The organism is Niveibacterium microcysteis (assembly GCF_017161445.1).
GTDB classification, from domain to species: Bacteria; Pseudomonadota; Gammaproteobacteria; order Burkholderiales; family Rhodocyclaceae; genus Niveibacterium; species Niveibacterium microcysteis.
The window spans coordinates 4,266,271-4,291,790 of record NZ_CP071060.1 but is presented as its reverse complement, the minus strand read 5'-3'; the positions used below and the strand labels follow the sequence as shown (position 1 = coordinate 4,291,790).

Sequence of the window (25,520 nt, the reverse complement as noted above, 5' to 3'; positions counted from 1 at the left end):
TCCGGCATAAAAAGAGGGCGCCTTGCGGCGCCCTTTTCAATGGGGATTTCGGGACCAGTGTCTGTCAGAACTTGTGGCGGATGCCGACGTTGAAGCCGGTGCGATAGTCGTTGCCGGCGTTCGACGAGTCGGCGACGCTGTAGCCCTTGCCCTTCAGCGAGTCGTTGGCATCGATGCGCGAATAGCCGAAGTAGGTGTCGGTGCGTTTCGAGAACGCGTAGCTGCCGCCGATGCCGTACTGCACTGCCTTCTCGTCGAGATCGTTCTTGTCCTTCGAGTAGGCGTAGGAGGCGAGCAGGGACCAGTTGCCAAGCGGCAGCGTCGCACCGACCAGGAAGCGGTTGTACTTCTTCGCTTCACCCTTGACCGGCGTGGTTTCGAACTTCGGCAGCGCGTAGGCGCCGGTGAGTTTCACGACGTTGAAGTCGAGCACCGCGCCGATGTCCAGCACGGAGTCGGCGTTCGACTGGCCCTTTTCCTTGGTCTCGGAATAGTTCGCGAGGATCTTCACCGTCTTGCCGAACTGCAGTTTCGGCCCAATCGCATAGAAGCGCTTGTCCTTCGCGTTGGCCACCGCTTCGTCACCGCTGCGGTTGAAGGCGTATTCCGCATCCACCGAGAACACGTCGCCGAAGAAGGGCGTCGTCACGTAGGCCGCGTTGTCGGCGCGCGAGATGATGTGGGTGAAGATGTTGCTCGCCTTCGATACCGTGCCGTGGTTGAACGGATCGATTTCGCTGTAGATCAGGTATTGCGGCGTGTATTGGCGGCCGAAGCGTGCCTCGGCGGCGCCGAAGTCGAGGCCGACCCATGCCTGGCGGCCCCAGGTCAGGCCGGACTGTGCAGCCGTGCCGGTGTCGACGTTGATGCCGGCTTCGATGACGAACTTGCCCTTGAGGCCGGGCGTGATTTCCTCGACGCCGCGGAAGCCAAGGCGCGAGCCGTTCGCGATACCGCCATCGAACCCCTGGCGGCTGCCTTTGGTGGCGTCGTAGTTATCGGAACGGTAGGCATAACCGGCATCGATCAGGCCGTAGAGCGTGACGCTGGAATCGACGGCCAGTGCGGGCGCGGCGGACAGCGCTGCGGCAAGCGCCGCGATCGTTGGGTGGAGCTTCAAGGCGGAACCTCTCTCAGGATGTCGTTGGGCCGCCCCGCAACCAGCGCGAGGCGGCGCGACCGATGGTGGTCACGGCCTCAACATTAGAGAGTCGCTCGCCAGACGCGAACGAAGTGATTCTGCTAAGAATTTTCTTACAAAGGGAATATGGTTCTTACGCGCAACGCGCGCAGGGCGGGCATCACTGTCGTGAGCGTAGGGCTTGCTCGATGAAGTGACGTGGCACGCGGGTGCGCGGTACGCGCGTCTGGAACCAGCTGCGCACATCCTCTTCCAGCCCGATGCCGTGCATGTAGTTGTACAGCGCCTTGTTCAAGGCGACGCCCAGCGTGTCGTGATCGACACCGGTTGGGTCGACGAAGCCGATGTCGTTCTTCGCAAAGCTCACTGGCGGCAGCGGCTGCAGCGTGACGCCATACTCCTCCGGGTTCTTGCCGACCGGCGAATGCACGGTGCACGAAAAGCGGTGGAAGAAGCCGGACTGGATGCAGCCGGCCTCGAACAGCTGGCGCACGTATTCGAGCGCATCGACGGTGTCCTGTACGGTCTGCGTCGGGAAGCCGTACATCAGATAGGCGTGTACCAGGATGCCGGCGTCGGTGAAGGCGTGGGTCACGCGCGCCACCTGATCCACCGACACGCCCTTCTTCATCAGATTCAGCAGCCGGTCCGAGGCCACTTCGAGCCCGCCGGATACCGCGATGCAGCCGCTCTGCGCGAGCAGTCGGCACAGCTCGGGCGTGAACGATTTTTCGAAGCGGATGTTGCCCCACCACGAGATCGCGCGATTGCGGCTCACCAGCTCCTGCGCGAGCGCCTTCAGGGATTTCGGCGGCGCGGCTTCGTCGACGAAGTGGAAGCCGCTCTGGCCTGTTTCGGCCACGATCGCATCGATGCGATCCACCAGCGTGGCAGCCGATGCGCCGTCGTAACGCGAGATGTAGTCGAGACTCACGTCGCAGAAGCTGCACTTCTTCCAGTAGCAGCCATGCGCCACGGTGAGCTTGTTCCAGCGCCCGTCCGACCACAAGCGGTGCATCGGGTTGAGCATGTCCAGCACCGAGAGGTAGCGGTCCAGCGGCAGGCCGTCCCAGGTTGGCGTGCCGACTTCGGCGAACGCGATGTCCGGCTCGACGAAGTTCACGTAGCGCACGGCGCCGGTGTCCGCGTCGCGAAGGAAGGTACGCACCAGCCGCTGTTGCGAACGTTTGCCGTCGAGATGCTCGATCAGCGCAAGCAGCGGGCGTTCGCCGGCATCCAGCGTGACGTAGTCGAAATAGTCGAAGACCCGCGGCTCGGAGAGTTCGCGCAGTTCGGTGTTCGCGAAGCCACCACCCAGCACGGTGACGATGCTGGGGTCGATCGACTTGATCGTCTGCGCGATGCGGAACGCACCGTACACCGAACCGGGGAAGGGCACTGACAGCAAGACGATGCGTGGTGTGTGTTTCGCGATGGCCTCGCGCGTGAGCGCCGCGAGTCGCGTGTCGACCAGCGTCGGCGGGGCGGCAAGCGCGCGCGCCAGCGGCTCGAAGGTCGGCTGGCTTTGCGCCAGCGATTCGGCGTAGCGCACGAATTCGAAACGCGGGTCGACCGCGTCGCGCAGCACGTCGGCGAGGTCGTTCAGGTACAGCGTGGCGAGATGGCGTGCGCGGTCCTGCATGCCCAGCGCGCCGAAGGCCCACGCGAGCGGGTCGCCACCATCCGGGTCGATATACACGTCCAGCGATTCGAAGCGTGCCCCCTCGGGCAGGAAGTCGCGGCCGCCGATGCGATGCGCGAGGGTGGTGTCGCGCCCCTGCAGGAAGGCCACCACCGGCGCAATCGTTGCGGCATAGCGCGGGTACTGGGCAAGGAAGCTCGCGACCTGGCGCGTGTGCTTGCGCGCAGGCAGCGCTTCGATGGCCTCGCGGATCGCGGCCAGCCCCTCTGGCGAGAAGAGCTTGAGCACCAGCGCCAGCGCGAGATCCTCCTGCACCGCATCCACCCCTCGCGAACGCAGGAAGCCGGTAAGGTAGGCGGTGGAGGGGTAGGGCGTATTCAGTTGCGTCATCGGCGGGATGACGGACAACACGCGCAAGGATGATTCAGGCATGGTCGCGGGTCGGCTGTGATGCTGGGGGTGGGCCGGCGTCCGGCGAGTCCCCGGTTTTGCGGGGGCGGATGGCGGCGCTCAAGCCGCTCAATGCGTGAATTTTAGCTTGCCGCCCAAGGCCTGTCGTGGGCGGGGCGGTACATGGGCATTTTTCCCGCTCAGCAATCTCAGCAAAGCGCGAATTTGCCAAGAAGGTTATAGTCGCCAAAATTCGTTGGTCGGCCCGAAAATATTGGCTGTCCGGCATCAAGAATGATAGTTGCATTGTTTGGCGCGTGCCCGCCCATGAGTAGAATATGGGCACCCGGCGCGATGTGCCGCTGATGCGCCGAGCACGCTCGATACCCGTAATTTGCCGCGATAGGAATGCGCATGCCCATCACTGGAGACCAGACCCTGCTCAAGCAGATCAACCGCATGGCCATCGTGCGGCGGGTGCGACAGCAGGCGGGGCAATCGCGCGCCGATCTGGCAAAGGAAACCGGACTCACCAAATCGACGGTGAGCCTGCTGGCGCAGGAACTGATCGACGAAGGTTGGCTCGTCGAACATGAAATCCAGATCACTGGCGCGCTTGGGCGTCGGCCGACGCCGCTGTCGATCGACCCGCACCGGCTCGCGATGGTCGGCGCCGAGCTCGGCGTGGATCGCATTCATGTTGTCGCCACGTCGCTGACCGGCGAGATCGTGTGGCAGGCCGATGAAGACTTCCTCAGCGTGGATGCCGAAGGGGTGCTGCAGCGACTCGCGAGCCTGCTGATCGATGGCATCGTCAGCGTCAGAGCCGCAGGTCGGCAGGTGCTCGGCGCCGGTGTCGGGCTGCCCGGCGCGGTGGATGAGTCGGCGGGCATCCTGAAAGTGGCGCCCAACCTGGGCTGGCGCGATATCGACGTGGCCACGCCGCTGCGCAGCGCACTCACGAACGCGGGTCTGGGCGATCTGCCGCTCTACCTGCAGAACGAGGCGGACGTCGCGGCGCTGGGTGAATTCGAATTCGGCGAGGCGCCGGTGCCCGAGCCGCTGGTGTATCTGAGCCTTGGCATCGGTGTGGGTGCCGGCGTGGTCGTAAACGACCGCTTGTTTCTGGGCTCGGCGGGGTTTGCCGGCGAAGTCGGCCATTCGATACTGCAGGTCGCCGGGCCGCGCTGCTCCTGCGGGCGCGAAGGCTGCGCGGAAGCCTACATCGGGCTGCGCGCGATCGCGCAGCAATCCGCCGGCGATGGCGACGTGCAAGCCTCGGCCGGCACGCTGGTGGCACGTGCCAGCGCGGGTGATCCGCTCACGATCAGCGCGGTGCAGCGTGCGGGTCACTACCTTGGCGTGTTGATGCAGAACCTGTGGACCGCCTTCGATCCGGGCCGCTTCGTGCTCGGTGGGCCGACCTGCGAGCTCGGTGCCCCGTTGCTCGACGCCGCGCGCGAAACGCTCGGTCGCTATGCGCGCGATGCCGGCCTGCCGCCGCCGGAAGTCCGCGTGTCGCGCTATGGCGCACGTGCGGTCGCCGCCGGTGCTGCCGGCATGGTGCTGCACAAGCTCGTCCGGCCGCTCTGAACGCAGGTCGCGCGACGAGCTTGCGGCCGCTATAACGACGTCTGGGGGTACTTTCCCTCAGCGCCGGAATGGAGGCCGCCATGAGCAAGATCCGCGTATTTCTCCTTGCTGCCTGCCTGCTGGCTGGCGGTGCTCAGGCCTCGGGCGGCGGCGGTGGTGGTGGCACCACGGTGACCGAGGAACCCGAGATCGTCGCCGCGCAGGCCGCGATCAACAAGTCGGATTGGCAGGGCGCAATCGGCATCCTGATGCCCTATGTCGCGAGCCATCCGCGCAGCGCAGATGGCTTCAACCTGCTCGGATACGCGAGCCGCAAGCAGGGCAAGCTCGACAATGCGTTCCGCTACTACGAGCAGGCGCTCGCGATCGATCCGAAGCATCGCGGCGCGCACGAATACATCGGCGAGGCCTATCTGATGGCCGGCGATCTGGCGCATGCCGAACAACACCTCGCCGCGCTGGACAAGCTGTGCTGGCTGCCGTGTGAGGAATACGACGACCTCAAGGCCGCCATCGCCGACTACCGCGCCAAGCACCCGTAGGGCGATTCAGGGCAGGTGCCGCCCGTTGCAGCAGGTGACACGGGCGGCCTGATGCGCGCGCCGGTTGGCGCGGCACCAGCAGCGAAAGCCGTTACGCAGGCGGAGCAGCATCTGCCGCAAGCGGGAAGCTGCTTGCGGGGCACTCATGATGCACTCGTCGCCGGGATCGATGCCGTGCTCCGCCGCAGCCGGCGGCTCATCACCAGCGCATAGATCGCGGGGATCACCGCCAGCGTCAGCACGGTGGAGGAGATCATGCCGCCTACCATCGGCGCGGCGATGCGGCTCATCACCTCTGACCCGGTGCCGTGGCTCCACATGATCGGCAGCAGGCCGGCCATGATCGCGACAACCGTCATCATCTTCGGCCGCACGCGCTCGACCGCACCTTCCATCACCGCCGCGTAGAGATCCTCGGCCGACGGTGTGCGGCCTTCGGCTGCGCGGCGCGCACTGATCTCGCGCCATGCGTGGTCGAGGTAGATCAGCATCACGACACCGGTTTCCGCCGCGACGCCGCCGAGCGCTATGAAGCCCACCGCGACCGCGACCGACAGGTTGTAGCCGAGCGCCCACATCAGCCACACACCGCCGATCAGTGCGAAGGGCACCGACAGCATCACGATCAGCGTTTCGGTAAGCCGTTTGAAGTTCAGGTACAGCAGCAGGAAGATGATCAGCAGCGTCAGCGGCAGCACGATCTTCATCTTCTCGATCGCGCGCTGCATCGATTCGAACTGGCCGCTCCAGCTCGCGTAGTAGCCGGGCGGGAACTTCACCTGCTCGCTGACTGCTTTCTGCGCATCCTTCACATACGAGCCGATATCTCGATCGCGGATGTCGACGTAGATGTAGGCGGAGAGCAGCGCGTTCTCGGTGCGGATGCTGGGCGCGCCCTTGACGATCGACACCTTCGCCACTTCGCCCAACGGCACCATCGCACGGCCCATGGTCGGTATCAGCACCTGGCTCGCGATCTTCTGCGGGTCGTCGCGCAGCTCGCGCGGGTAGCGCACCGTTACGCCGAAACGCTCACGCCCTTCGACGGTGGTCGTCACCATCTCACCCCCCAACGCGGTGGATACCACGTCGAGCAGATCGCCCACACCGAGGCCGTAGCGCGCCAGCGCATCGCGGTCCGGGTCGATATCGAGATAAAAGCCACCGGTGATGCGCTCGGCAAAGGCGCTGGTGGTACCCGGCACCTGTTTGACGACCGCCTCGATCTGCTTCGCGAGGCGCTCCATCTCGTCGAGATCCTTGCCGAACACCTTGATGCCGATCGGCGTGCGGATACCGGTGGAGAGCATGTCGATACGCGCCTTGATCGGCATCGTCCATGCGTTCGACACGCCGGGGAATTGCAGCGCCTTGTCCATCTCGGCGATCAGCTTGTCGATGTTCATGCCGGGCCGCCATTCGGATTCCGGCTTGAGGTTGATCACCGTCTCGAACATCTCGGTTGGCGCCGGGTCGGTCGCGGTGTTGGCGCGGCCCGCCTTGCCGAACACCGATTCGACTTCCGGGAAGCTCTTGATGATGCGGTTTTGCGTTTGCAGCAGCTCGGCGGCTTTGGTGATCGACATTGCCGGCAACGAGGTCGGCATGTAGAACAGCGTGCCTTCGTTGAGCGTGGGCATGAACTCGGAACCGAGTTTCGATGCCGGCCATACGCTCACCAACAGCGCGACGAGGGCGATGCCGATGGTGGTCTTCTTCCAGCGCATCACGCCAGCGATGATCGGGCGGTAGAGCCAGATTAGCGCGCGGTTAACCGGGTTCCTTGCCTCCGGCATGATGTGGCCGCGGATGAACAGCATCATCAGCACCGGCACCAGGGTTACCGACAGCAGTGCCGCGCCGGCCATCGCGAAAGTCTTCGTGTAGGCAAGCGGCGAGAACAGGCGGCCCTCCTGCGATTCGAGCGTGAACACCGGCAGGAAGGACACGGTGATGATCAGCAGCGAGAAGAACAGGGCGGGCCCAACTTCCTTGCAGGCGGCGATCATCGCGTCGAAGCGTGACTCGTCGGGCTTGAGTCGCTCGATGTGCTTGTGCGCGTTCTCGATCATGACGATGGCGGCGTCCACCATCGCGCCGATCGCGATCGCGATGCCGCCCAGGCTCATGATGTTCGAGTTCATGCCGAGTGCGTGCATCGCGATGAAGGCAATCAGTACACCAACGGGCAGCATCACGATCGCCACCAGTGCGCTGCGCACATGCATCAGGAAGATCACGCACACCGCGGCGACGATGATCGATTCTTCGACCAGCGTGCGCTTGAGCGTTTCGATCGCGCGTTCGATCAGCTCCGAGCGGTCGTACACCGCCTTGATCGATACGCCATCCGGCAGACCGGAAGCGACCTCGGCGATCTTGGCCTTGACGTTGCCGATCACCTCCAATGCATTCTGGCCGAAGCGCGCCATCACGATGCCGGCGACCACTTCGCCTTCCCCGTTGAGTTCCGTCAGGCCGCGCCGTTCGTCCGGCACGAACTCCACCCGCGCCACATCGCCGATGCGCACCGGCGTGCCGCCCTCGGCCTTGAGCACCAGTTTCTCGATGTCGCTCGGGCTGCGCAGGTAGCCGCGGCCGCGCACCATGTATTCAGTCTCGGCCATTTCGACCACGCGCCCGCCGACGTCGCGATTCGACGCGCGGATCACGTCCGCGAGCTTGTTCAGCGGTATGCCGTAGGCGCGCAGCTTGAGCGGATCTACCGTGACCTGATACTGCCGCACGAAGCCGCCGATCGAGGCGACCTCGGCCACACCATGGGCCTTGCTCAACTGGTAGCGCAGGAACCAGTCCTGCGTGGCGCGCAGATCGGCGAGCGACTTGTCTTTGGCCTGCAGCGCGTACTGATAGACCCAGCCGACGCCGGTGGCATCTGGCCCGAGCTGTGGCGCAACGCCGCTTGGCAGTCGCCCCGCAGTGGCGTTCAGGTATTCGAGCACCCGCGAGCGCGCCCAGTAGATGTCGGTGCCGTCCTCGAAGATCACGTACACGAAGGACGCGCCGAAGAAGGAAAAGCCCCTTACGACCTTGGACTTCGGTACCGACAGCATCGCCGACGTGAGCGGATAGGTGACCTGATCTTCCACCACCTGCGGCGCCTGGCCGGGGTATTCGGTGTAGACGATCACCTGCACGTCGGACAGATCGGGCAGGGCGTCGAGCGGTGTCTTCATCACCGCCCAGACCCCGGCGATCACGACGAAGAGCGTGCCGAGCAGCACCAGGAAACGGTTGCGGGCCGACCAGTCGATGAGCGCGTTGAGCATCTCAGTGGCCCTTGTGTGCAGCCGCGTCGCCGGCGCTGAGCGGCTTGATCGTGGTGACGACCCACTCGCCCGGCTGGCGCTCGACGAAGTCGAACTGCACCGCAGCGCCGACCTTCAACCCTTCGCTGAGCGAGGCATTCGCAAGCACGAAGTCCATCGTCATCGCCGGCCATTTGAGGCTGGCAATCGGTTGGTGCGCGAGGCTGATACTTCCGCTCGCGGCGTCGATTGCCTCGATGCGGCCCTCGCCGTGATGCACCGCGCTCGCACTGGCTGCGTCCTTCGCCTTGGGGGCGGAGGGCTGTGCTCCGAAGCTGGAGACCGCGGCCTTCAGGTTGCTCTCCGCATCGATGAGGAAGTTGGCCGACGTCACGACCGGCTCACCGGCCTTCACGCCGTCGAGCACTTCGACGTCGCTCTCGGAGCGGCTGCCGAGTTTCACCACACGCGGCTCGAAACGGCCTTCCGCAACCTGCACCAGCACGATCTGGCGCGCACCGCTGTCGATCACCGCCGAGAGCGGCACCGTCACCGCCGGGTTGCGCGGCGCGGTGCTGAGTTCAAGTGACGCGAACAGGCCGGGCTTGAGTAGGCCGCCCGGGTTAGCCAGCTCGACGCGGACCGGCACGGTGCGGGTCTCGGCGTTGAGGGTTGGGTAGACGTAAGTGATCGCGCCCTCGAACACCTTGCCCGGGTATGCGTTGATCGTGATACGTGCTTTCTGGCCCGGTGCGATGAGGCCGACATCCTGCTCATTGACGTCGGCAATCACCCATACCGACGAGAGGTCGGCGATCTGGTACAGCGCATCGCCCGCGGCAAATCGCATGCCCTGTACCGCCTTCTTCTCCATCACGATGCCACTCACCGGTGAGCGGAAGCTCAGCGTGCGCCGCGTGCCGCCCTGCTGCGCGAGCTCCTTGATCTGCGCTTCGGAGATGTCCCAGTTACGCAGCCGCGCGAGCGACGCCTCCGCGAGGCCGCGCATGCCTTCTCGCGCCGTGCCGTCGGCATCCTTCAGCGCGTCGTTGCCCTTGCTGGCGATGGCGTATTCGCGCTGCGCCGAAACCAGATCGGGGCTGTAGACATCAAACAGCGCCTGGCCGCGCGACACGAGCTGGCCGGTGACGTTCACATGCAGGCGCTCGACCCAGCCCTCGAACTTGGGCGATACGGTCGCGACGCGTCGTTCGTCCACCTCGATGCGGCCCAGCGCACGGACGCTGCGGGTGAGCGCCTGCGTCTTCGCTTCGGCGGTGCGAACGCCGAGCTTCTGGATCTTCTCGACGCTTAGGCGCAAGGTGCCGCTGCCTGACTCGCCTTCGTCGCCGCCCTCATAGACCGGGATGTAATCCATCCCCATCGGGTCCTTCTTCGGTGTGGGTGAGGTATCGGGCAAGCCCATCGGATTGCGGTAGTAGAGGATCTTCCGTGCGGTGCCCGCAGCTGCATTTGCGCCCGGCGCGGCGGCGTTCGGCGTGGCGCTGCGCTGGTGGCCAACGCTGTAGCCCAGCCCGGCGGCTGCGGCGAGCGCGACGACCCCAGCGCCAATTGCGAGTACGCGGTTCACAGTTGTTCTCCGATCAGTCGTTCGATATCTGCCAGCCGGGCTTGCTGGTCGGCACGCGCCTTGATCAGGTCCTGGCGTGCTTTTCGGATTGCGCGCTGCGCATCGATCAGGGTTGCGAAATCGACGCGGCCGGTCTCGTAACCGGCGAGCGCGGATTGAAAGGTGGCTTCGGTTTGCGGCAGCAGCGTGCTGGCGGTGATCGCCTCGATCCGCCGTGAGGCATCGAGCGCAGCGAGGCTGCCACCGAGCTCGCCGATCAAGCGGCTGGCGGTCGACTCAGCGCGCGCGCGGGCGGCGTCGAGCATCCGTTCGGCTTCACGTTCCTGGCTGCGGCGGCTGTCGAACTGCAACGGCAGGTTCACTTCGAACATCAGTTGCCACTCATTGACGCTGGAGCCGCGCTGCACCGGCACGATGCCGAGGTTCAGATCGGGCATGCGATTGCGATAGGTGAGGTCGCGGCTTTTTTCCGCGCCAAGCGTTTTCGCCAGCTCGGCCGACAGCTGCGGGTTACGGCCGCGCAGCCGATCGACCAGCGCATCCATCTGCAGCGCGGCGGGGCTGGGGATGCTGCGCAATTGCTCCGGCTCGGCCAACGGCGCCTGCGGGCCGCGTGCGAGCAGGCCGTTGAGCATCGCGCGCATCGTCTGGCGTTCATTGTCGAGCTGGATCTGCTCCTGCTTGAGGCTGGTGAGTTCAAGCTGGGCGCGGATCACGTCCTGCTGCGCGACCAGGCCGGACGCATAGCGGCTGCGCGCGACCTGCTCCATCTTTTCACCCAGGCTGCCCAGCTCTTGCGTCACTTCCTGCAGGCGGGTCACCTGCCAGTACTGTGCGTAACCGCGTTTGACCAGGGCGAGCAGCTCCTGCGTCATGTCCTCCGCGGTGAACTCGGCGACCCGTGCGCCGGATTCGGCGACGTCGCGGCGCAAGTCGCGCTTGCCCCAGAAGGGCAGTTGCTGGCTGAAGGTGTATTGCGTACTGCCGACCTGCGCCGGGGACAGCCGCACGCTGGTGGTGCCCATGTTGGTCACATCCATCAACTCGATCTTCAGCATCGGGTCTGGCAGGGCGCCGGCGGGCTGGACCCGCTCGCGCGCCGCGGCGGCTTCCTGCTGCGCGGCACGAACCGTCGGGTTGGTGCTGCGCGCCAGATCGAGCAGTTCATCCACCGAACGGCCGGGCGCGCGGGCTTCGTTGGCGAGTGCGTTGCCGCACGCGAGCGCGGCGGCCAGGCTGAACACCAGGCAGATGCGTTTGGACATGGGCGTTCCTGTTTTGCGGGCGACGGCTGTCAGTGTGCTTACTTACGCTGCAGTTGGGTAATTGTCAGCGCGCCACCGACGTCCTCGGCAACAAAATCGATTGCGTCGCCGCCCTTGACCTGGTCGAGCCAGGCAGCGTCCTTCGCCTTGAAGCTCATGGTCATTGCACCCATGCCAAGGTTGACCAAGGGGCCGTGCGCGATCGTGATCGTGCCCTTTGCCTTATCCACCTTCTTCACCGTGCCGTGCGACATCTCGGCATTCTTCGTTGCCGCGGCATGATGGCCCGCATGAGGGTCGGCGGCTTGGGCGGGTGCGGCGGCCAGCAGGGCGATGCTCAGTGCAGCGATGGGGAGAAGGGTGTTCATGGCGGTGACCTCGTTGGAACGATTGAAATTGATCGCGTCTGCGCAGCCCCAATCGTTGGGGTACTGCGCCCGACTGTGCAGGGCGATGATCGGCGTTGGCGGCTGTCGGTATGCTGACCGGTGGATTACATTCCTGTAAGGAAGGGCCGTCCGCGGCGCTGTTCCGGCAGAATCGCCGCCAAGGCCGTGGAGGGGCCGACGCATGAAAATCCTGGTTGTCGAAGACGAAGCGAAGGCGGGCGACTATGTGAAGCAGGGGCTCACCGAAGCCGGCTTCGTCACGGACCTGGCGCGCGACGGCATCGATGGCCTGCACCAGGCGCTCAACGAGGACTACGACCTCGTGATCCTCGATGTGATGCTGCCTGCGATGGATGGCTGGACGGTGCTGCAAGCGATCCGCCGCGCCGGCAAGGACATGCCGGTGCTGTTCCTGACGGCGCGCGACGAGGTCGAAGATCGCGTCAAGGGGCTGGAGAGCGGCGCCGACGACTACCTCGTTAAACCCTTCGCCTTTTCGGAGTTGCTGGCGCGGGTGCGCACGCTGCTGCGGCGGGGCAAGGCGCGCGAGGCCGATAGTCTGGTGGTTGCCGACCTCGAGCTGGACCTGCGCCGGCGGCGTGTGACACGCGCGGGTACGCGGATCGACCTGACCGCCAAGGAGTTCGCGTTGCTCGAGCTGTTGCTGCGGCGCCGCGGCGAGATCCTGCCGCGCTCACTGATCGCCTCGCAGGTGTGGGACATGAACTTCGACAGTGACACCAATGTGATCGAGGTGGCGGTGCGCCGCTTGCGCGCAAAGATCGACGATGGTTTCGAGCCGAAACTGATCCGCACCGTACGCGGCATGGGCTACGTGCTGGAAGAGGGCGAGGCGCAATGAGGCGACCCGCGTCGCTGGCCGCCCGGCTGGCCCTGCTGTTCTCGCTCGCCGCTGCGGTTGTGTTCAGCACCGCAGCCTGGTTCATCGAACAATCGGTCGAGCGTCATTTCGAGGAGCAGGACCTCGATCTGATGCAGGGCAAGCTGGACCTCACCCGTCACGCCCTCGGGCGGCTCCAGTCGCCGGCCGATCTCGACAAACTGGCTGAGCGCATGGCCGACGCGCTGGTCGGCCACCATGGCCTTGAACTCTCGATCCAGCGCGGTAGCGGCGAGCAGGTGTTCTCGACGATGCACCACGGCAAGATGCCGGTATTTCCGATCGATGCGGGCAAGACGCTACTGCATGGCTGGCAGATGGACGGCATGCAGATGCGCGGATTCTCGGCACTCGCCAGCACGGCGATCCCCGGCGAGCCGCCGATGCGTGTGACGCTGTCGGTCGACGTGATGCACCACGAGCAGTTCCTGCGTGCTTTCCATCGCAGCCTGTTCTGGGTGATCGGCCTGTCGGTGCTCGCGGTGGCGGTGCTCAGCCGCCTGATCGCGCGCCGCTCGCTCCAACCGATTCAGGATGTCGCGCGCATGGCGAGCCAGATCTCCGCCTCACATCTGAACGAGCGCCTGAAGCTTGAACGGGTGCCGCGCGAGCTCCACGATCTTGCCGAGCAGTTCAATGCGATGCTCGAGCGCCTGCAGGAAGCGTTCGTGCGGCTGTCCGATTTCTCGTCGGATCTGGCGCACGAACTGCGTACGCCGATCTCCAACCTGACGACGCAGACGCAGGTGTCGCTGTCACGGGTTCGTTCGCCCGACGAGTATCGCGAGGTGCTGTTCTCCAACCTTGAGGAATACGAGCGCCTGTCGCGCATGGTCTCGGACATGCTCTACCTCGCGAAGGCCGATAACGGCCTGCTCGTGCCGCAGTGGGAGGCCGTCGCGCTGGACGCCGAAGTCGATGCGCTGATCGAGTTCTTCGAGCCGGTTGCATCCGAGCGGGGCTTGAGTCTGCAGCGCAGCGGCAGCGCCACCGTGCGTGCCGACCATCTGATGCTGCGGCGTGCGCTGGCGAACCTGCTGTCGAATGCGGTGCGTCACGCTCACGGCAACAGCACCGTGGCGATCCGCATCGAGGTCGCGGAGGGCGTTGCAAGCGTTGCGGTGTCGAACCAGGGGGCGACGATTTCCGAGGTGCATCTGCCGCGCTTGTTCGACCGCTTCTACCGCGTCGACCCCGCGCGCACCCGTTCGAGCGACGGCGCGGGGCTTGGGCTCGCGATCACCCGTTCAATCGTTGCCGCGCACGGTGGCGAGATCTCGGTGGTGTCCTCCGAAGGTACGACTACCTTCTGCATCCGCGTGCCGGTTGGCGGTCTCGCCGCCGAGTCGCCGCGCGGCTGAATCCTGCGGCTCAGGGAAGGTTTGAAGAAGTGAGCGAGACGGATGCAGCGCAAGGCGTGGCGCACACAGCGACCAAGACATATCAAATGGATAGCCGCGGGAGCGAGCACGCCACAACGCCGCGATGCGCCGTCGCAGCCACGTATTCAGACCTTCCTTAGCTGAAGGCCGGTTCCGCCTTCGCGCCGGGCTCCAGCACGAAGCGGCCAACCGAATCTTCCAGCGTGCGTGATAGCTGTTCCAGTGCCTGCGCCTGGGCGGCCGTCTCGCGCACCGTGCTGTCGTTCTGCGCGGCCATGTCGGCAATCTCGGCCACATGGGCGCCGACTTCTTCCGAGGCGCTTCGCTGCGCGACGGCGATCTGCCGGATGCGGCTGACACCCGAGGCGGCATCTTCCACCGACGATGCAGCATCGGTGAGCATGTGTTTGACACCGTCGACATAGGCGTGGCTGCTCGACAGCGCCGACAAACCGCGCGCAACCGACGATTCGACCATGCCCGATTGGGCGCTGAGCGATTGCGTCATCTCGTCGATCGACGCCGCGGACTGGCGCGACTTCTCGGCGAGCTTGCGCACCTCGTCCGCGACCACCGCGAAACCGCGCCCCTGTTCGCCGGCGCGTGCGGCCTCGATGGCCGCGTTGAGCGCAAGCAGGTTGGTCTGGTCGGCGAGCTCGCGCACCGTTGCGGTCATCGAGCTGATCGTCTGCGTGCTGGATACGAAGGCGCGCACCGAGGTGGCGATTGCGTTCATCGCCTCGTCGGCTTCTGAGACTTCCGCCACCAATGCGGCGACCTGCTCGCTGCCGTCGCGCGTCTTGGTCAGTGCGGCGTCGGAAATGTCGCTCACAGACTCGGCCGAGCGCACCATCTCGGCGAGCGAATCGATGAAGTGTTTGAGGCCGTCGCTCGCCGCGCTGGCCATGCTGTTCTGGCGCACCGACGCGTCGGCAACGCTCTGCGTGTTGGCGGAAAGCCCGCTTGATGCGAGGGCGACCTGCCCGGCGCTGTCGCGCACGCAGGAAACCGTCTGTGCGAGGTTGCTGCGCATGCGTTCGAGCGCCGTCAGCAGTTCGCCGATTTCGTCGTTGCCATGTGCGCGGATCGGCTCGGCGAGGTCGCCGCCGGAGACCTTCTCTGCGAGCGCGATCGCTGAGCGCAGTGGCACTGCAATGCGGTTGGCCATGAATAAGGCCAGCGCGATGCCGGCCGATGCGGCGATCAGTGCGACGACACCAATCAACACCGAGGCACGCCGCGTGACGCGGTCGGCATCCGCGCTGGCGGCGGCAGCACCTTGTTCTGCGAGGCTGACCACCTTGCGCAATGCCGCGTCGGCCTGTTCGTATTCGGTTTGGGCCGTGCCGCGCAGCAGGTCGCGCGCGGTTTCCGGGTCATCCTGCTGGGCAAGCAGGATCGCTTTGTCATGCTCGATCTTGTAAGCGGCCCAGTGCTTGGAGAACGCATCCAGCGCTTCGCGTTGTGCCGCGTTGCGCGTGATCTGGCTGAGCGTTGCAACGCGTTCGCCGAGGTGTTTGTCGGCATCCACGAGGATCTTGGCGTAACGCTTGCGGTCGTTCGGGTCGACCGACAGCACGAACTGCAACTCGGCGGTGCGGAAGTCCGCCTTTTCGCCGCTCAGCGCCGCGACGACCTGCACCCCGGGTAACCATACGCTGGCCAGTTCGGCCGACACGGCGTTCACCGCCGCGATCTGCCGGCTCGCAAAAACGCCCAGTACGACGACCGCAAGCAGCAGGGCGGCAAAGGCCGCAGTCAGTTTTGCACGCAAGCGCATGGCGGGCAGCCGCATGTTGTTCTCCTTATTCGTTGGCCCACTGGGTCGAGTTGTCACACGCCTTGTCTATCCTCGCGTCGTGGTCGATGGCCTTGCTGCTCTGGATCGAAGGCTGCGCCGCGTCGTCGTTGCGTGTTCAAGGCAGATACTAGGATCGCCTGACTTGGGCATTCCATGACCGGGATTGCTCTCTTGCGCCCTTGGGTGCGTGATAATGAGCGGGCCGGGCTTTGCGCCGATTCTGCGGGCAAGCGCTGCGGCGTCAACGGACCTTTGCGCGGATTGCCGGCAAAGGCCTTGCCAGTGAATGCTGGGCAAAAAGGGCTACGCAATTGGGCACCGTATCGAACGCATCGCGGCGCATCGGATACCTTGCGCTGCTGGGCCTTGGCCTTACGGCGGAAGGCGCTTTTGCGCAGTCGATCGAGCCGCGCAATTACTCGAACGCGCCGGTGGGCATGAACTTCGCCATCGCCGGCATTGCCCGTTCTACGGGCGGCGTGGCGTTTGATCCGGCCTTGCCTGTCAAAAATCCAGATCTGCGCGTGTGGGCCGGTTTCGCTGGCTATGCCCGCGTGTTCGAGCTGGGCGGGCAGACGGGCAGGGTGGACCTGGTGCTGCCCTATGCCGCGCTGTCCGGTACGGCCGACTATGCGGGTCGCGTGGTGACACGCGAGCAGCAGGGGCTAGGCGACTCGGTGCTGCGGGTGTCCTACAACATGCTCGGGGCGCCGGCGCTGACGGTGCCGGAATTCAGCCATTACACACCGGACCTGGTGGTGGGCGTGAGCCTCGAAGTCGTGGCCCCGACCGGCGCCTATGACGACCGCAAGGCGGTCAATCTGGGTAGCAACCGCTGGGCGATCAAGCCGGAGTTCGGCCTCTCCAAGGCCTTGGGGCCGTACTCGCTTGAGCTGGCTACCGCGGTGACGTTCTACACCACCAACGAAGACTTCTTCGGCGGTTCCGAGCGCAAGCAGGACCCGCTCTATTCGACGCAGGTGCATGGTGTTTACACGTTTGCGCCGGGTGCGTGGGTATCGCTGAGCGCGAACTACTATCAGGGTGGTCGCACCCATATCGACGGCAAGGCCGGCAACGACCTGCAGGAGAATTGGCGGCTCGGCGCAACGGTGGCGATGCCGCTGAACCGGTATCAGTCAGTCAAATTCACCGCCAGCAACGGTGTCTATGCCCGCACCGGCAACAACATGAGCCTGATGGCGCTTGCACTGCAAACGCGCTGGGGCGCCGGGCTCTGATCGAACCCGGCCGGGGCGCTTACTTCGTGTAGCCCAGGTACAAGTAGCCGCCCCACTTGCCTCCCATGTAGTCGGACCAGCCCACCGCCATGTAGAGCGGGCCGAGCAGGGTGTCGACGCCAAGGTAGACCGACGCAGACGGAATGGTTGGCGTGTTCTCGTGCGTGACCAACTGGTTCCACACCTTGCCGGACTCGAGCGAGCCGCCGATGTAGGTGCCCGAGCCCAGTTGCGGCAGCAGCGTCGAGATCTGCTTGTACACCATCACCCGAGCGAGTGCAGTTTGTGCGCCGACCAGTTGATCCGCTCGTAAGCCGGAAAGCTGCAGGAAACCCCCGAGTTGGTATGGCGCAGGGGTGCCGGCCAGCTCGCGCTCCAGCGAACCGCGCAAGCGTGCGGAGCCGCGTACCGTGTAGGTCGCGTAGGTCTCGACCAGGTCGGCGTCGATGGACAGCAACTGCGAGTCCTTGCGCGAGGAATTTTCGGACTCCATCTTTGCCACGCCGTAGTCGGTGCGCAGGTAGTAGCCGTGGCGCGGCCACTTCGGATTATCCAGCTGATCCACCACGCCAGTGAGGCGCAGGCCGCGCACGGTGGAACTCAGCGTATTCGTCGTCAGGGTGCCGGCGATGCCAGTCGTTGCCTCGTTGCGGATCTTCTGTATCAGCAGGCCGGTGCGGACTTCGCCATAGCGGCCGAGTGAGTAACCGATGCCGGCTTCGGCTCCAGCGCGCCGGATTTCCAGCTCCAAGAGTTTGGAACCTTCTTCGCTATACACCGGGAAGAGCGAATTCGCCCCCTCCGCACGAGCGTACGCAAAGACGGGCGAACTCCAGAGTGGCTGATAGATCTCGCTCTCAAGCTCGCCGCCCGCACCCAGGCGCAGGAAGTTGCGCCATTGCGCACCCCACTGGTTCAGCCAGGTCATCTGGTAGTTCGCCAGGAGTGCGACGTTGGCAGTACGGTAGGTGTCGAACGAGAGATCGACACCAAAGCGCAGGTAGTTCGGGCCGACATGCCGCTCGATTGGCGCCACGGTTGCGACACGCTGGCCGCCTTCCTGATTCAGGCGGTAGTTGATGCCGTCGAAGTCGCCCGAGTCGTAAAGCTTGTCGAAGCGCTTCAGCAACTCATCCTGGCTGGCGGGCGCAGGCGGTGCAGTGAGCACCTCTTCTACGCGCTTGGCGGGCACGAAGCGTGTGCTGGCGACCTCAACGCGGTCGTACGGCACCAGCTCTTTGGGCGCCTTGCTCGATACGCGGCTGGCCCAGGCTTGGTAGTCCTGCTCCGGAATCGCCAGTTCGGCCAGTCGTGCTTCGACGCTGGCGACACTCTTGCGACCTCGCTCGATGATGTCTTTCGCGTCGGTGAAGCTGGCGGGGCTGTAGCCGTCCAGATCCGGTTCGATCAGCACATCATCGGGGCCGATCAACTTGCGCGACTCCTGCACGTTGCGCCCGGTGGCGATGTTCATCGCCTGCACCGCGACGTCGAGGAAGCTCTTGATATCGTCGCGCTTGAGCATCGGCGTGCCGACGTCGACCACGATCACGATATCCGCGCCACAACCTTCGGGCGCCTTGGATTTGATGTTCTCGACCGGCAGGTTTCGCACGAACATCCCGTCGACGTACATCCGGCCGCTGTCGTGCACCACGTCGAAGGCGCCGGGCACCGCCATGCTGGCCCGCAGCGCGATTGCCAGATCGCCGCTCTTGAAGACCCGCATGTCGCCCGATTCGAGGTCGGTCGCAATCGCCACGAAGGGGATCGGCAGCTTCGCAAACGAATCAATGAACTGGTCCTGCGTCAGCTCGCGCAGGAAGGCGTCGATGAACTGCGAGTTGACCACGCTGCGCGGCAGCTTCACGCCCTCCGCGTCCAGCCCCAGGGTCATTGCCGCGAGGTTCTTGAAATCGTCCTGCTTGCGCAGGTAGGGCAGGTTCCTCCGGTCGGGCACGCCGCCGATGAGCTTTTCCCAATCGACGGATTCCACGCGTTTGCGGATATCCGGCAGCGGCATCCCGCTCGAATACACGCCGCCCACCAGCGCGCCGGCACTCGTGCCCGCGATGCAGTCAATCGGCACCCGAAGCCGTTCGAGCTGCTCCAGTACGCCAACATGCGCGAGGCCCCGCGCCCCGCCGCCACCGAGCACCAGCCCGATCTTCGGCCGCTTCGCGGCGATCGGCTCGGCGGCCGCCAAGGTGGAGGAGAACACGACCGCACCCAACACAACGCCCAAGATCGCCTGGAGCCGCATACCGAGCCTTTCGCCGTGGAATCCAAGTCGGATTCTCGCAGGCTAGCGCAGCGACGGGAAAGCCAGTTTGATCTGACGCGCTTGCGCGCGCACCTAACGCGTACAGAAACGAAAAAGCAGGTGATTTCTGCGAAGTCCGTAGCAGCGCCGTCCCTTTGGAGGCACTTGCTCGTCGCGGTGTCGTCCCACTTTGCCCTCTAAGCTGTAATGGCCGGGCGGCCCATCGAATTGGAACCGTACCGTCGGCCAACTGGATCCGCGATGCCGGACGATCCTGCGGTTCCAGCGCCTGAGCCCGATCTGTGAAGCTCTGGAAAAACGACGGAACTGCATCGGGGAGTCGTGCGTGCGTTCTTCGGCCAGCGTCTCGGCCACTCGCCGCGACGAGAGAAATATTTGGGCGATCATCACATCCATCCGTCTAGGCTTACCCGATGCCGTCTATAGCGGCAAGCGATGGCGTGGGGCCCGTTATCTGGCCCGATTCTGTCAATTTAGGACGTACGGACTCGGGCGACCTGCAAGTTCGTTGCGGATGCGTCGTGCATGGTCGGAAGAGCCTAGCTCGCGTTGCGACGTGATTGTGTTGTCGCCGAGGTTCGCTGCTGGCGGCGCCAAGTTGACCGAGAGCGGGCGCGGCTCAGATCGCCTTGGGAGCGTCCGGCGGCGCCTTCGAGGCGGCGTGTTTCGATTGACTGGTTCGACCAATTAAGCGGGGCGACGAGGTCGTCTGAGCACGCGGGCAAGCCTAGCTCAGCGGCCGCGGTCTTCCCCGATGCAAGGGCCGTTCGGCAATGGGTCGATCAGGTGTGCGCCATCGCCGACGATCTTGGCCACGGCATGGGCCGCCATTCTCGTCTCGGGATAGGGCTGGAGGACCTCGGTCAGGGCGCTTGCGTCCGATATGGCTGGGTCCAGCCATGTTGCCATCGCGTTGTTGTCGAGGATGACCGGCATTCGAGGGGCGTCGGGTTTGGCGTTATGGATCCAGGCCATCATCGGATTTGCGACACAGGTGACGATGGCGCAACTGTGTAGTGGCGCCAGGCCCGGGCGCTCCCAGGTCGACCAGATACCGGCGAGCGTCCAGCACGGCGCCTCACCGGCGGGCGGGTGGATGTAGAACGGGGTTTTGCTGGAGCCGGGTTTGCCCGGTGTCGCCGCCTGCCATTCGTAGAATCCGCTTACCGGCAGCACGCAGCGCTGGTGCGTGAGCGAGTGCCGGTAGAAGGCGGACTGGGCGAGCTTTTCGGCGCGGGCGTTGAAGGTGGTGTAGCGGCGCACAAAGGCCTTCGGGTCGTCGGCGATCGGCGGTACCAGCCACCATTGCATGATGCGCGGGTGGCGCCCGTTCTCGTCAGACGTGATCACCAGCACCCGGGCCATCGGGCTGATGTTGTAGCGCGGGACTCGGGCCAGTTCGGTCAGCGCGGCGAATCGCGAGACGCGTGTGCGAGAGTCGATTTCTTCCCCGGTCAATTCGTCGACATAGCGGCCACACATTGGATCTGCCCCGTTTGCGCAGTCTGATCACCGATCGTTCGGTGGCGTGCCGCACAGTGGCGGCGAGCTCACCTGCTTTCAGTGTCGGCATGCGGCCGGCTCGGCGCAAGCGCGACGTAGGGGCCACGCCTCTCGCGGCGTTCTCGATCTGCGTTGCAGGCGCCCGTTGTCGCACCCCGCTGGCGATCCGCGTCATGCGCGTTGGCAATCCGCCGTGCCGCGTCGTGGGGGGGCCGATGCTGGTGGCCGCGGCGCAGAGTACCAGCCGCTGACGCTATGGGTTGGCAGGGCCCTCTTCAGTCTGCCTGGCGCGCCAAACGGCGCGATCGGTGCTGGTGCTGCTCGGCGGCGAGAAGCCTCGCGGCGGGGCAACAATGGTTGCGGGTGGAGAGGCCGGTTCGTTTTGCGTGCGGGCCGACGAGGCATTACGCCAGTCCGCCGCGCTACGCGTCGTGATGCGGGGGTCGGCCTGCACGGGCGGCGTGATGTAGGTGAGTGCGATGCGCACTGAGCGGCCATTGCCGACCACGGTGACGGCGTCGTCTGCGATGTCGGCGAGTTGCACGCCATCGGTGAGTTGTTCGCCGACCTGGAATTCGCGCGCGGGCGCACCCGCGACCGAGATGACAGCGTAAGTGCGGCGCGACACCGCATCGCGCACCACGCCTGTCAGCACCATCGGCGGGATTGCTGCGGCGTTGGGTTGGGGGAGCTGGACAGCGCTGGCGGGGGGCTCGGCTACGGTGCTGGGCGTGTCGAGCTGCCGCCCGATCAAATGGATGGCGACGCCAACAAGCAGCCCGCCAGCGATACCGAGCGCGATCCGTGTACCAAGACCACGCCTGCGTGCGCTGGGTGCCGAAGCGGGCCGATGCGCGCTGCGCAGATTGCCGTTTGTCGAAATGCTCATATCGAAGGCCTCTTGCGCACACGGCCGGGAGACCCGGCCGTGGCGATGTTGTCGCATTCAGCCGCCACTCGGGCGGCTGGCTGCGAGGGTGGAGGGTATTACCAGCCGATCGTGTAAGTCACGCTCTTCGGCTTGGCGGTGTGGATCGAGGGGCTGTAGCCACCCACGTCGTCATACGCGAAGCCGTAGGCCAGCGCATTCAGGCTGTGGTCGTGCCAGAACTTGGTGAAGTAGTTGGCTACCGAACCGGCCGGGTAGAAGGCCGACGAGTGCCACCACTTGTCGAAGGTCTGACCCGCGACGTGGCGGTTGAGCGCCGCGCACATTTGGGCCTGCAGTTGCAGCTGCTTGCCGACATCCGTGGTGCCCTTCGGATCGTCGAGCAGGCCAGCGCCCAGCATCACCATCGAGGTGGTCGGCTTGCCGTTGATGTAGTACGTGCCAGCGCTGTCGGTGAAGCGGAAGGTGTCGCCCACCACGCGGCCCGTGAACACCGGCCAGCCGTTCTTCAGATCCATCACCAGATCTTCGTTGCGGTACTTGTCCCAGATCTCCGAGATGTACGCGTCGAGGTAGTGCTCGTTGACGCCGTCCTTCGTAAAGGTCGCGTGCGCCGGGGCCATGATGCGATACGGCGCGTACGGGGCCTGTGCGAGGCTACGGAAGGCTTCCGGCACTTCGTTGATGAACTTGGCGAAGATCTCATCACGCGATTCGGTGAGATTCTCGCCCACCGTCATGTCGAAGCCATCGAGGCCGGTGACATTGAGCTTGACCGGGAATCCGAACTGGTCGACGCGGGTGGTGTTGACGAAGATGCCTTGCGGGTTGGCACCCGGGGGCAGGATTGCGAACTCGCCGAAGTCGAAGATCACATCGATGTTCGGGTCGGTCGGGTTCTCGATGTTGGCGCCAGCGTAGGCGATCTTGCCATTGATGTCGGTATTCACCTGGATGTACATCGGTTCGCCAACGCTCATCAGCAGGCGGGCCGAGTTGATCGCCGGAATCGTGATCGACTTGGTCTGGGCCAGTGAGTAGAAGTAGTTGGCGTAAGGCTGGCCGTTCTTCACCAGCGCACCGTTGTCGCCGACGCTCATCGGGATCAGGTTGCCGTTCATGTCGACATGGACGAAGTTGCCGGTGTTCCAGTCCTTGCCGATGATCGACCAGAAGACCTTGTCATCCGACCACTTGCCCTTGGTGCCGTTGACCACGTTGAAGGTGGTCTTGCCGTTCCAGGTTTCGCCGGTGCCGTTGCCGATCGTGTAGGTTGCGGTGGCCACGCCGGAGCTGATGCCGTTCTTGATTGCAACCACTTTCACGGTGGCATTGCTGCGCACCCACACCGGGCCGCCGTAGATCGTCGAGCTGCTCGTCGGCGTCGAGCCATCCAGCGTGTAGTACAGGGTCGCGCCGTTGGTGGTGCTGAGGAAGTTCACCGCGATCGGTTGGCCATAGTCGCCGCTGGCGTGCGAAATCGTGGGCGTGGCAACGGTCTTGTCGTCTTCACCGATCACATAGGTTTCGCTCGCGATGCCGGACTGGTTGCCATCGCTCTTCACGGTGATGGCATTGATCGTCTTCGCGCTGCTCACCGTGATCGGGCCAACGTACAGCGGCGACGTGGTATTCGGCGCCGAGCCATCGGTGGTGTAGCGGATCGTCGAGCTGGGCTCGGTGGTGAAGAGCTGCACGCTCTGTGCGCTCGCGTACTTGCCACCGACCGGCGAGATCGTCGGCTTTGCTACCGGCGACGGGCCACCAATCGTGTAGCCATAGCGCGGCGTATCGAGCTGGCCCGAACCCACGGCGTAGGTGATGAAGTAGTTGACGAGGTCACCCTTCTTGACCGGCGTCAGCACGAACTCGAAGCGGCCGAGCGTGCTGTTGTAGGTCATCTTCGGGCTGATCTCGCTGCCGTTGTTGATCGAGTAGTGCAGGATCGCGTAGGCGCTGCTGCCGGTCGGCTTGATCCACACCGTCGCGGTGGTGCCCAGCTCGTAGACGCCTTGCACGAAGCCGGTGCCACCGTTATCGATGGTGTAGGCCGCGGAGGAGACAGCGGAATCGGAATAGCCGCTTGCGATCGCGATTGCCTTGATCGTTTGCGAAGTGCTGACCGACAGCGCGCCGGTGTAAAGCGGCGAACTGGCCGTCGGCGTGCTGCCGTCGGTGGTGTAGCGGATCTGCGCGCCAGCCGTCATGCTGCTCAGCGTGACGGTCTGGGTGCTGGTGTAGTTGCCACCCGCCGGGCTGAACACCGGTGCGGCGGCCTTGGTCTGCGTGATCACATAGCTTGCGCTGCCGACATCGGAGTTGTCATAGCCGCTGGCGATGGCGATCGCCTTGATCGTGCGGTCGCTGCTGACGGCAATCGGGCTGCTGTAGAGCAGCGACGAGGCGGTCGGCGTGCTGCCGTCCAGCGTGTAGCGGATCGCCGCACCAGAGGTGGCGCTGCTGATGGCAACGTTCTGCGCGGTCGCATAGGTGCCGGCTGCCGGGGTGAAGATCGGCGTGGCGGCCTTCTTCGGCGGGTTAACCGTGTAGCTGTAGGCCCCAGTGTCGTACTGCGCGGCACCGGTGATGTTGTACGTGAACGAGTAGCTGATCACGTTGCCCGAGTTGACGGCGGTGCTGCTCTCGTAACGCCCGGTGCTGCTGTTCTTCACCATGCGCAAGTTCTGCTGGGGGCCGTTGGCTACGGTGAAGTGGACGTCGACATAGCTGATCGTCGTGCTCGGCTGGAACCAGATCACCGCGGTGGTGCCCGACACATCGACGCCGTTGGTGAACGAGAAGCCGCCACCGGTGTTGATCGTGTAGCTGGCCGTTGCAACAGCGGAATCGGTCATGCCGCTGGCGCTGGCGTAGGCCTTCAGCGTCGCGGTGGCCGAAACGTTGATTGCGCCGCTGTACACCGGCGAGCTCGCCGTCGGCGTGGAGCCGTCGGTGGTGTAGCGGATCGTGGCGCCACCCGTGGCCGTGGTGATCGCCACCGTCTGGGCGCTGTTGTAGGTGCCGGAGGGCACCGAGAACGTCGGCGTGGCAACCGTGCCACCACCGCCGCCGCCGCCGCCCAGCGTGGTGGTCGTGGTCGGCGAATCGTAGGCCAGGCCCGCCTTGTCGTAGGTGAAGGAATGGCTGACGATCTGGCCGGCGCTCGCTGCGAACGTCGTTTCGAAGCGGCCCTTGCTGCTGTTGTAGGTCATGCGCACGTTCTGCTGCGCGCCACCATTGACGCTGTAGTGCGCGTCAACCCAGGTCGAACCGACGCTGGACTGGAACCAGAGGGTCGCGGTACTGCCGACAAGGTCGGCCCCCACGGTGTAGTCCGCGGCACGCGCCGCGAATGGCGCGATCGTCATCAGCAGCGCAAGCACTGCCAGTAACGACCGGTACGCCCGGTGTAACTGCAAGGTCATTTCAAGGTCTCCTCGGTGTGTGGGCATCACCCGGAGACCCCGCGAGGGGCTTGCCGAGCTGACGCCCTGGGCTCGAACGCCGTGTCGCTTTCGTTGTTGGCCGCTAGAAAAGGAAGCGCTTTCATCGATACGGCTGATGGCGTTATACGCGCGGATTTATGGGCAGATAAGCGGTTCGCATGCGTTCCGCAATTCAGCCGGGGGAAACGTCAACGCTTGCGTTTTTCCATCGAATCAATGGTTTGCGCGGCGAACTAATTCAGGCGTGGCCA

Annotated in this window: 16 protein-coding genes; 5 read left to right on the top strand and 11 right to left on the bottom strand. The window is 64.8% G+C overall.

Annotated features, from left to right (window positions below):
* Positions 1-64 precede the first annotated feature (64 nt).
* Both JY500_RS19415 and JY500_RS19410 read right to left on the bottom strand, forming a co-directional pair.
* On the bottom strand, positions 65-1,120 hold the full coding sequence (locus JY500_RS19415; protein WP_206254249.1) for a porin: 1,056 nt from the start codon (positions 1,118-1,120) through the stop codon (positions 65-67).
* A 181-nt stretch (positions 1,121-1,301) separates the two neighbouring features.
* Positions 1,302-3,215 carry a B12-binding domain-containing radical SAM protein gene (locus JY500_RS19410; protein ID WP_206254248.1) on the bottom strand — a complete coding sequence of 638 codons (1,914 nt, stop codon included), beginning with the start codon at positions 3,213-3,215 and terminating at the stop codon, positions 1,302-1,304.
* Between the two features lie 372 nt (positions 3,216-3,587).
* Between JY500_RS19410 and JY500_RS19405 the strand changes: the two genes are divergently transcribed.
* Positions 3,588-4,766: an ROK family transcriptional regulator gene (locus JY500_RS19405; RefSeq protein WP_206254247.1), complete on the top strand. Its 1,179-nt coding sequence runs from the start codon at positions 3,588-3,590 to the stop codon at positions 4,764-4,766.
* Between the two features lie 80 nt (positions 4,767-4,846).
* Entirely contained in the window at positions 4,847-5,308 is a 462-nt protein-coding gene (locus tag JY500_RS19400; RefSeq protein ID WP_206254246.1) for a tetratricopeptide repeat protein, read from the top strand.
* 143 nt (positions 5,309-5,451) lie between these two features.
* Here JY500_RS19400 and JY500_RS19395 read toward each other — a convergent pair whose 3' ends face one another.
* The 4 genes from JY500_RS19395 to JY500_RS19380 are packed head-to-tail and all read right to left on the bottom strand — an operon-like array spanning position 5,452 to position 11,801.
* Positions 5,452-8,598 (bottom strand): efflux RND transporter permease subunit, encoded by a 3,147-nt coding sequence (locus tag JY500_RS19395; RefSeq protein ID WP_172196592.1) that lies wholly within the window; start codon positions 8,596-8,598, stop codon positions 5,452-5,454.
* Between the two features lies 1 nt (position 8,599).
* Positions 8,600-10,168 carry an efflux RND transporter periplasmic adaptor subunit gene (locus tag JY500_RS19390; protein ID WP_206254245.1) on the bottom strand — a complete coding sequence of 523 codons (1,569 nt, stop codon included), beginning with the start codon at positions 10,166-10,168 and terminating at the stop codon, positions 8,600-8,602.
* A complete protein-coding gene (locus JY500_RS19385) occupies positions 10,165-11,433 on the bottom strand; it encodes a TolC family protein (protein ID WP_246479697.1) in 1,269 nt (422 codons plus the stop codon). The genes JY500_RS19390 and JY500_RS19385 overlap by 4 nt, the downstream gene beginning before the upstream one ends.
* Positions 11,434-11,471: 38 nt before the next feature.
* The gene (locus JY500_RS19380; protein WP_206254244.1) at positions 11,472-11,801 is read right to left on the bottom strand and encodes a copper-binding protein; all 330 of its coding nucleotides are present in this window, start codon (positions 11,799-11,801) and stop codon (positions 11,472-11,474) included.
* A 202-nt stretch (positions 11,802-12,003) separates the two neighbouring features.
* Here JY500_RS19380 and JY500_RS19375 point away from each other — a divergent pair, with 202 nt between their 5' ends.
* Complete coding sequence (locus JY500_RS19375; protein ID WP_172196621.1) at positions 12,004-12,684, top strand: heavy metal response regulator transcription factor; 681 nt, start codon at positions 12,004-12,006, stop codon at positions 12,682-12,684.
* Positions 12,681-14,084, top strand: coding sequence for a heavy metal sensor histidine kinase (locus JY500_RS19370; RefSeq protein ID WP_206254243.1), 1,404 nt, complete (start codon positions 12,681-12,683; stop codon positions 14,082-14,084). Before JY500_RS19375 ends, JY500_RS19370 begins: the two co-directional genes overlap by 4 nt.
* Positions 14,085-14,241: 157 nt before the next feature.
* Here JY500_RS19370 and JY500_RS19365 read toward each other — a convergent pair whose 3' ends face one another.
* Positions 14,242-15,900: a methyl-accepting chemotaxis protein gene (locus JY500_RS19365; RefSeq protein ID WP_172196625.1), complete on the bottom strand. Its 1,659-nt coding sequence runs from the start codon at positions 15,898-15,900 to the stop codon at positions 14,242-14,244.
* Positions 15,901-16,217: 317 nt separating this feature from the next.
* On the opposite strand from JY500_RS19365, the gene JY500_RS19360 reads away from it, so the two are divergent.
* Positions 16,218-17,147: a transporter gene (locus JY500_RS19360; protein WP_206254242.1), complete on the top strand. Its 930-nt coding sequence runs from the start codon at positions 16,218-16,220 to the stop codon at positions 17,145-17,147.
* Positions 17,148-17,166: 19 nt separating this feature from the next.
* Here JY500_RS19360 and JY500_RS19355 read toward each other — a convergent pair whose 3' ends face one another.
* The 4 genes from JY500_RS19355 to JY500_RS19340 form a co-directional block, all read right to left on the bottom strand.
* On the bottom strand, positions 17,167-19,410 hold the full coding sequence (locus tag JY500_RS19355) for a patatin-like phospholipase family protein (protein WP_206254241.1): 2,244 nt from the start codon (positions 19,408-19,410) through the stop codon (positions 17,167-17,169).
* A 753-nt stretch (positions 19,411-20,163) separates the two neighbouring features.
* Positions 20,164-20,913 (bottom strand): SOS response-associated peptidase, encoded by a 750-nt coding sequence (locus tag JY500_RS19350; protein ID WP_206254240.1) that lies wholly within the window; start codon positions 20,911-20,913, stop codon positions 20,164-20,166.
* A 274-nt stretch (positions 20,914-21,187) separates the two neighbouring features.
* Entirely contained in the window at positions 21,188-21,823 is a 636-nt protein-coding gene (locus JY500_RS19345) for a type II secretion system protein N (RefSeq protein ID WP_206254239.1), read from the bottom strand.
* A gap of 98 nt (positions 21,824-21,921) precedes the next feature.
* Positions 21,922-25,248, bottom strand: coding sequence for a chitobiase/beta-hexosaminidase C-terminal domain-containing protein (locus JY500_RS19340; RefSeq protein WP_206254238.1), 3,327 nt, complete (start codon positions 25,246-25,248; stop codon positions 21,922-21,924).
* Between the last annotated feature and the right edge of the window lie 272 nt (positions 25,249-25,520).

Bases quoted from the DNA above. Each gene is read 5' to 3' on its own strand.
- JY500_RS19370 (WP_206254243.1), top strand. From the start codon at position 12,681: ATGAGGCGACCCGCGTCGCTGGCCGCCCGGCTGGCCCTGCTGTTCTCG.
- JY500_RS19410 (WP_206254248.1), bottom strand. From the start codon at position 3,215: ATGCCTGAATCATCCTTGCGCGTGTTGTCCGTCATCCCGCCGATGACG.
- JY500_RS19405 (WP_206254247.1), top strand. From the start codon at position 3,588: ATGCCCATCACTGGAGACCAGACCCTGCTCAAGCAGATCAACCGCATG.
- JY500_RS19365 (WP_172196625.1), bottom strand. From the start codon at position 15,900: ATGCGGCTGCCCGCCATGCGCTTGCGTGCAAAACTGACTGCGGCCTTT.
- JY500_RS19395 (WP_172196592.1), bottom strand. From the start codon at position 8,598: ATGCTCAACGCGCTCATCGACTGGTCGGCCCGCAACCGTTTCCTGGTG.
- JY500_RS19375 (WP_172196621.1), top strand. From the start codon at position 12,004: ATGAAAATCCTGGTTGTCGAAGACGAAGCGAAGGCGGGCGACTATGTG.
- JY500_RS19385 (WP_246479697.1), bottom strand. From the start codon at position 11,433: ATGTCCAAACGCATCTGCCTGGTGTTCAGCCTGGCCGCCGCGCTCGCG.
- JY500_RS19345 (WP_206254239.1), bottom strand. From the start codon at position 21,823: ATGAGCATTTCGACAAACGGCAATCTGCGCAGCGCGCATCGGCCCGCT.
- JY500_RS19400 (WP_206254246.1), top strand. From the start codon at position 4,847: ATGAGCAAGATCCGCGTATTTCTCCTTGCTGCCTGCCTGCTGGCTGGC.
- JY500_RS19340 (WP_206254238.1), bottom strand. From the start codon at position 25,248: ATGACCTTGCAGTTACACCGGGCGTACCGGTCGTTACTGGCAGTGCTT.
- JY500_RS19350 (WP_206254240.1), bottom strand. From the start codon at position 20,913: ATGTGTGGCCGCTATGTCGACGAATTGACCGGGGAAGAAATCGACTCT.
- JY500_RS19380 (WP_206254244.1), bottom strand. From the start codon at position 11,801: ATGAACACCCTTCTCCCCATCGCTGCACTGAGCATCGCCCTGCTGGCC.
- JY500_RS19355 (WP_206254241.1), bottom strand. From the start codon at position 19,410: ATGCGGCTCCAGGCGATCTTGGGCGTTGTGTTGGGTGCGGTCGTGTTC.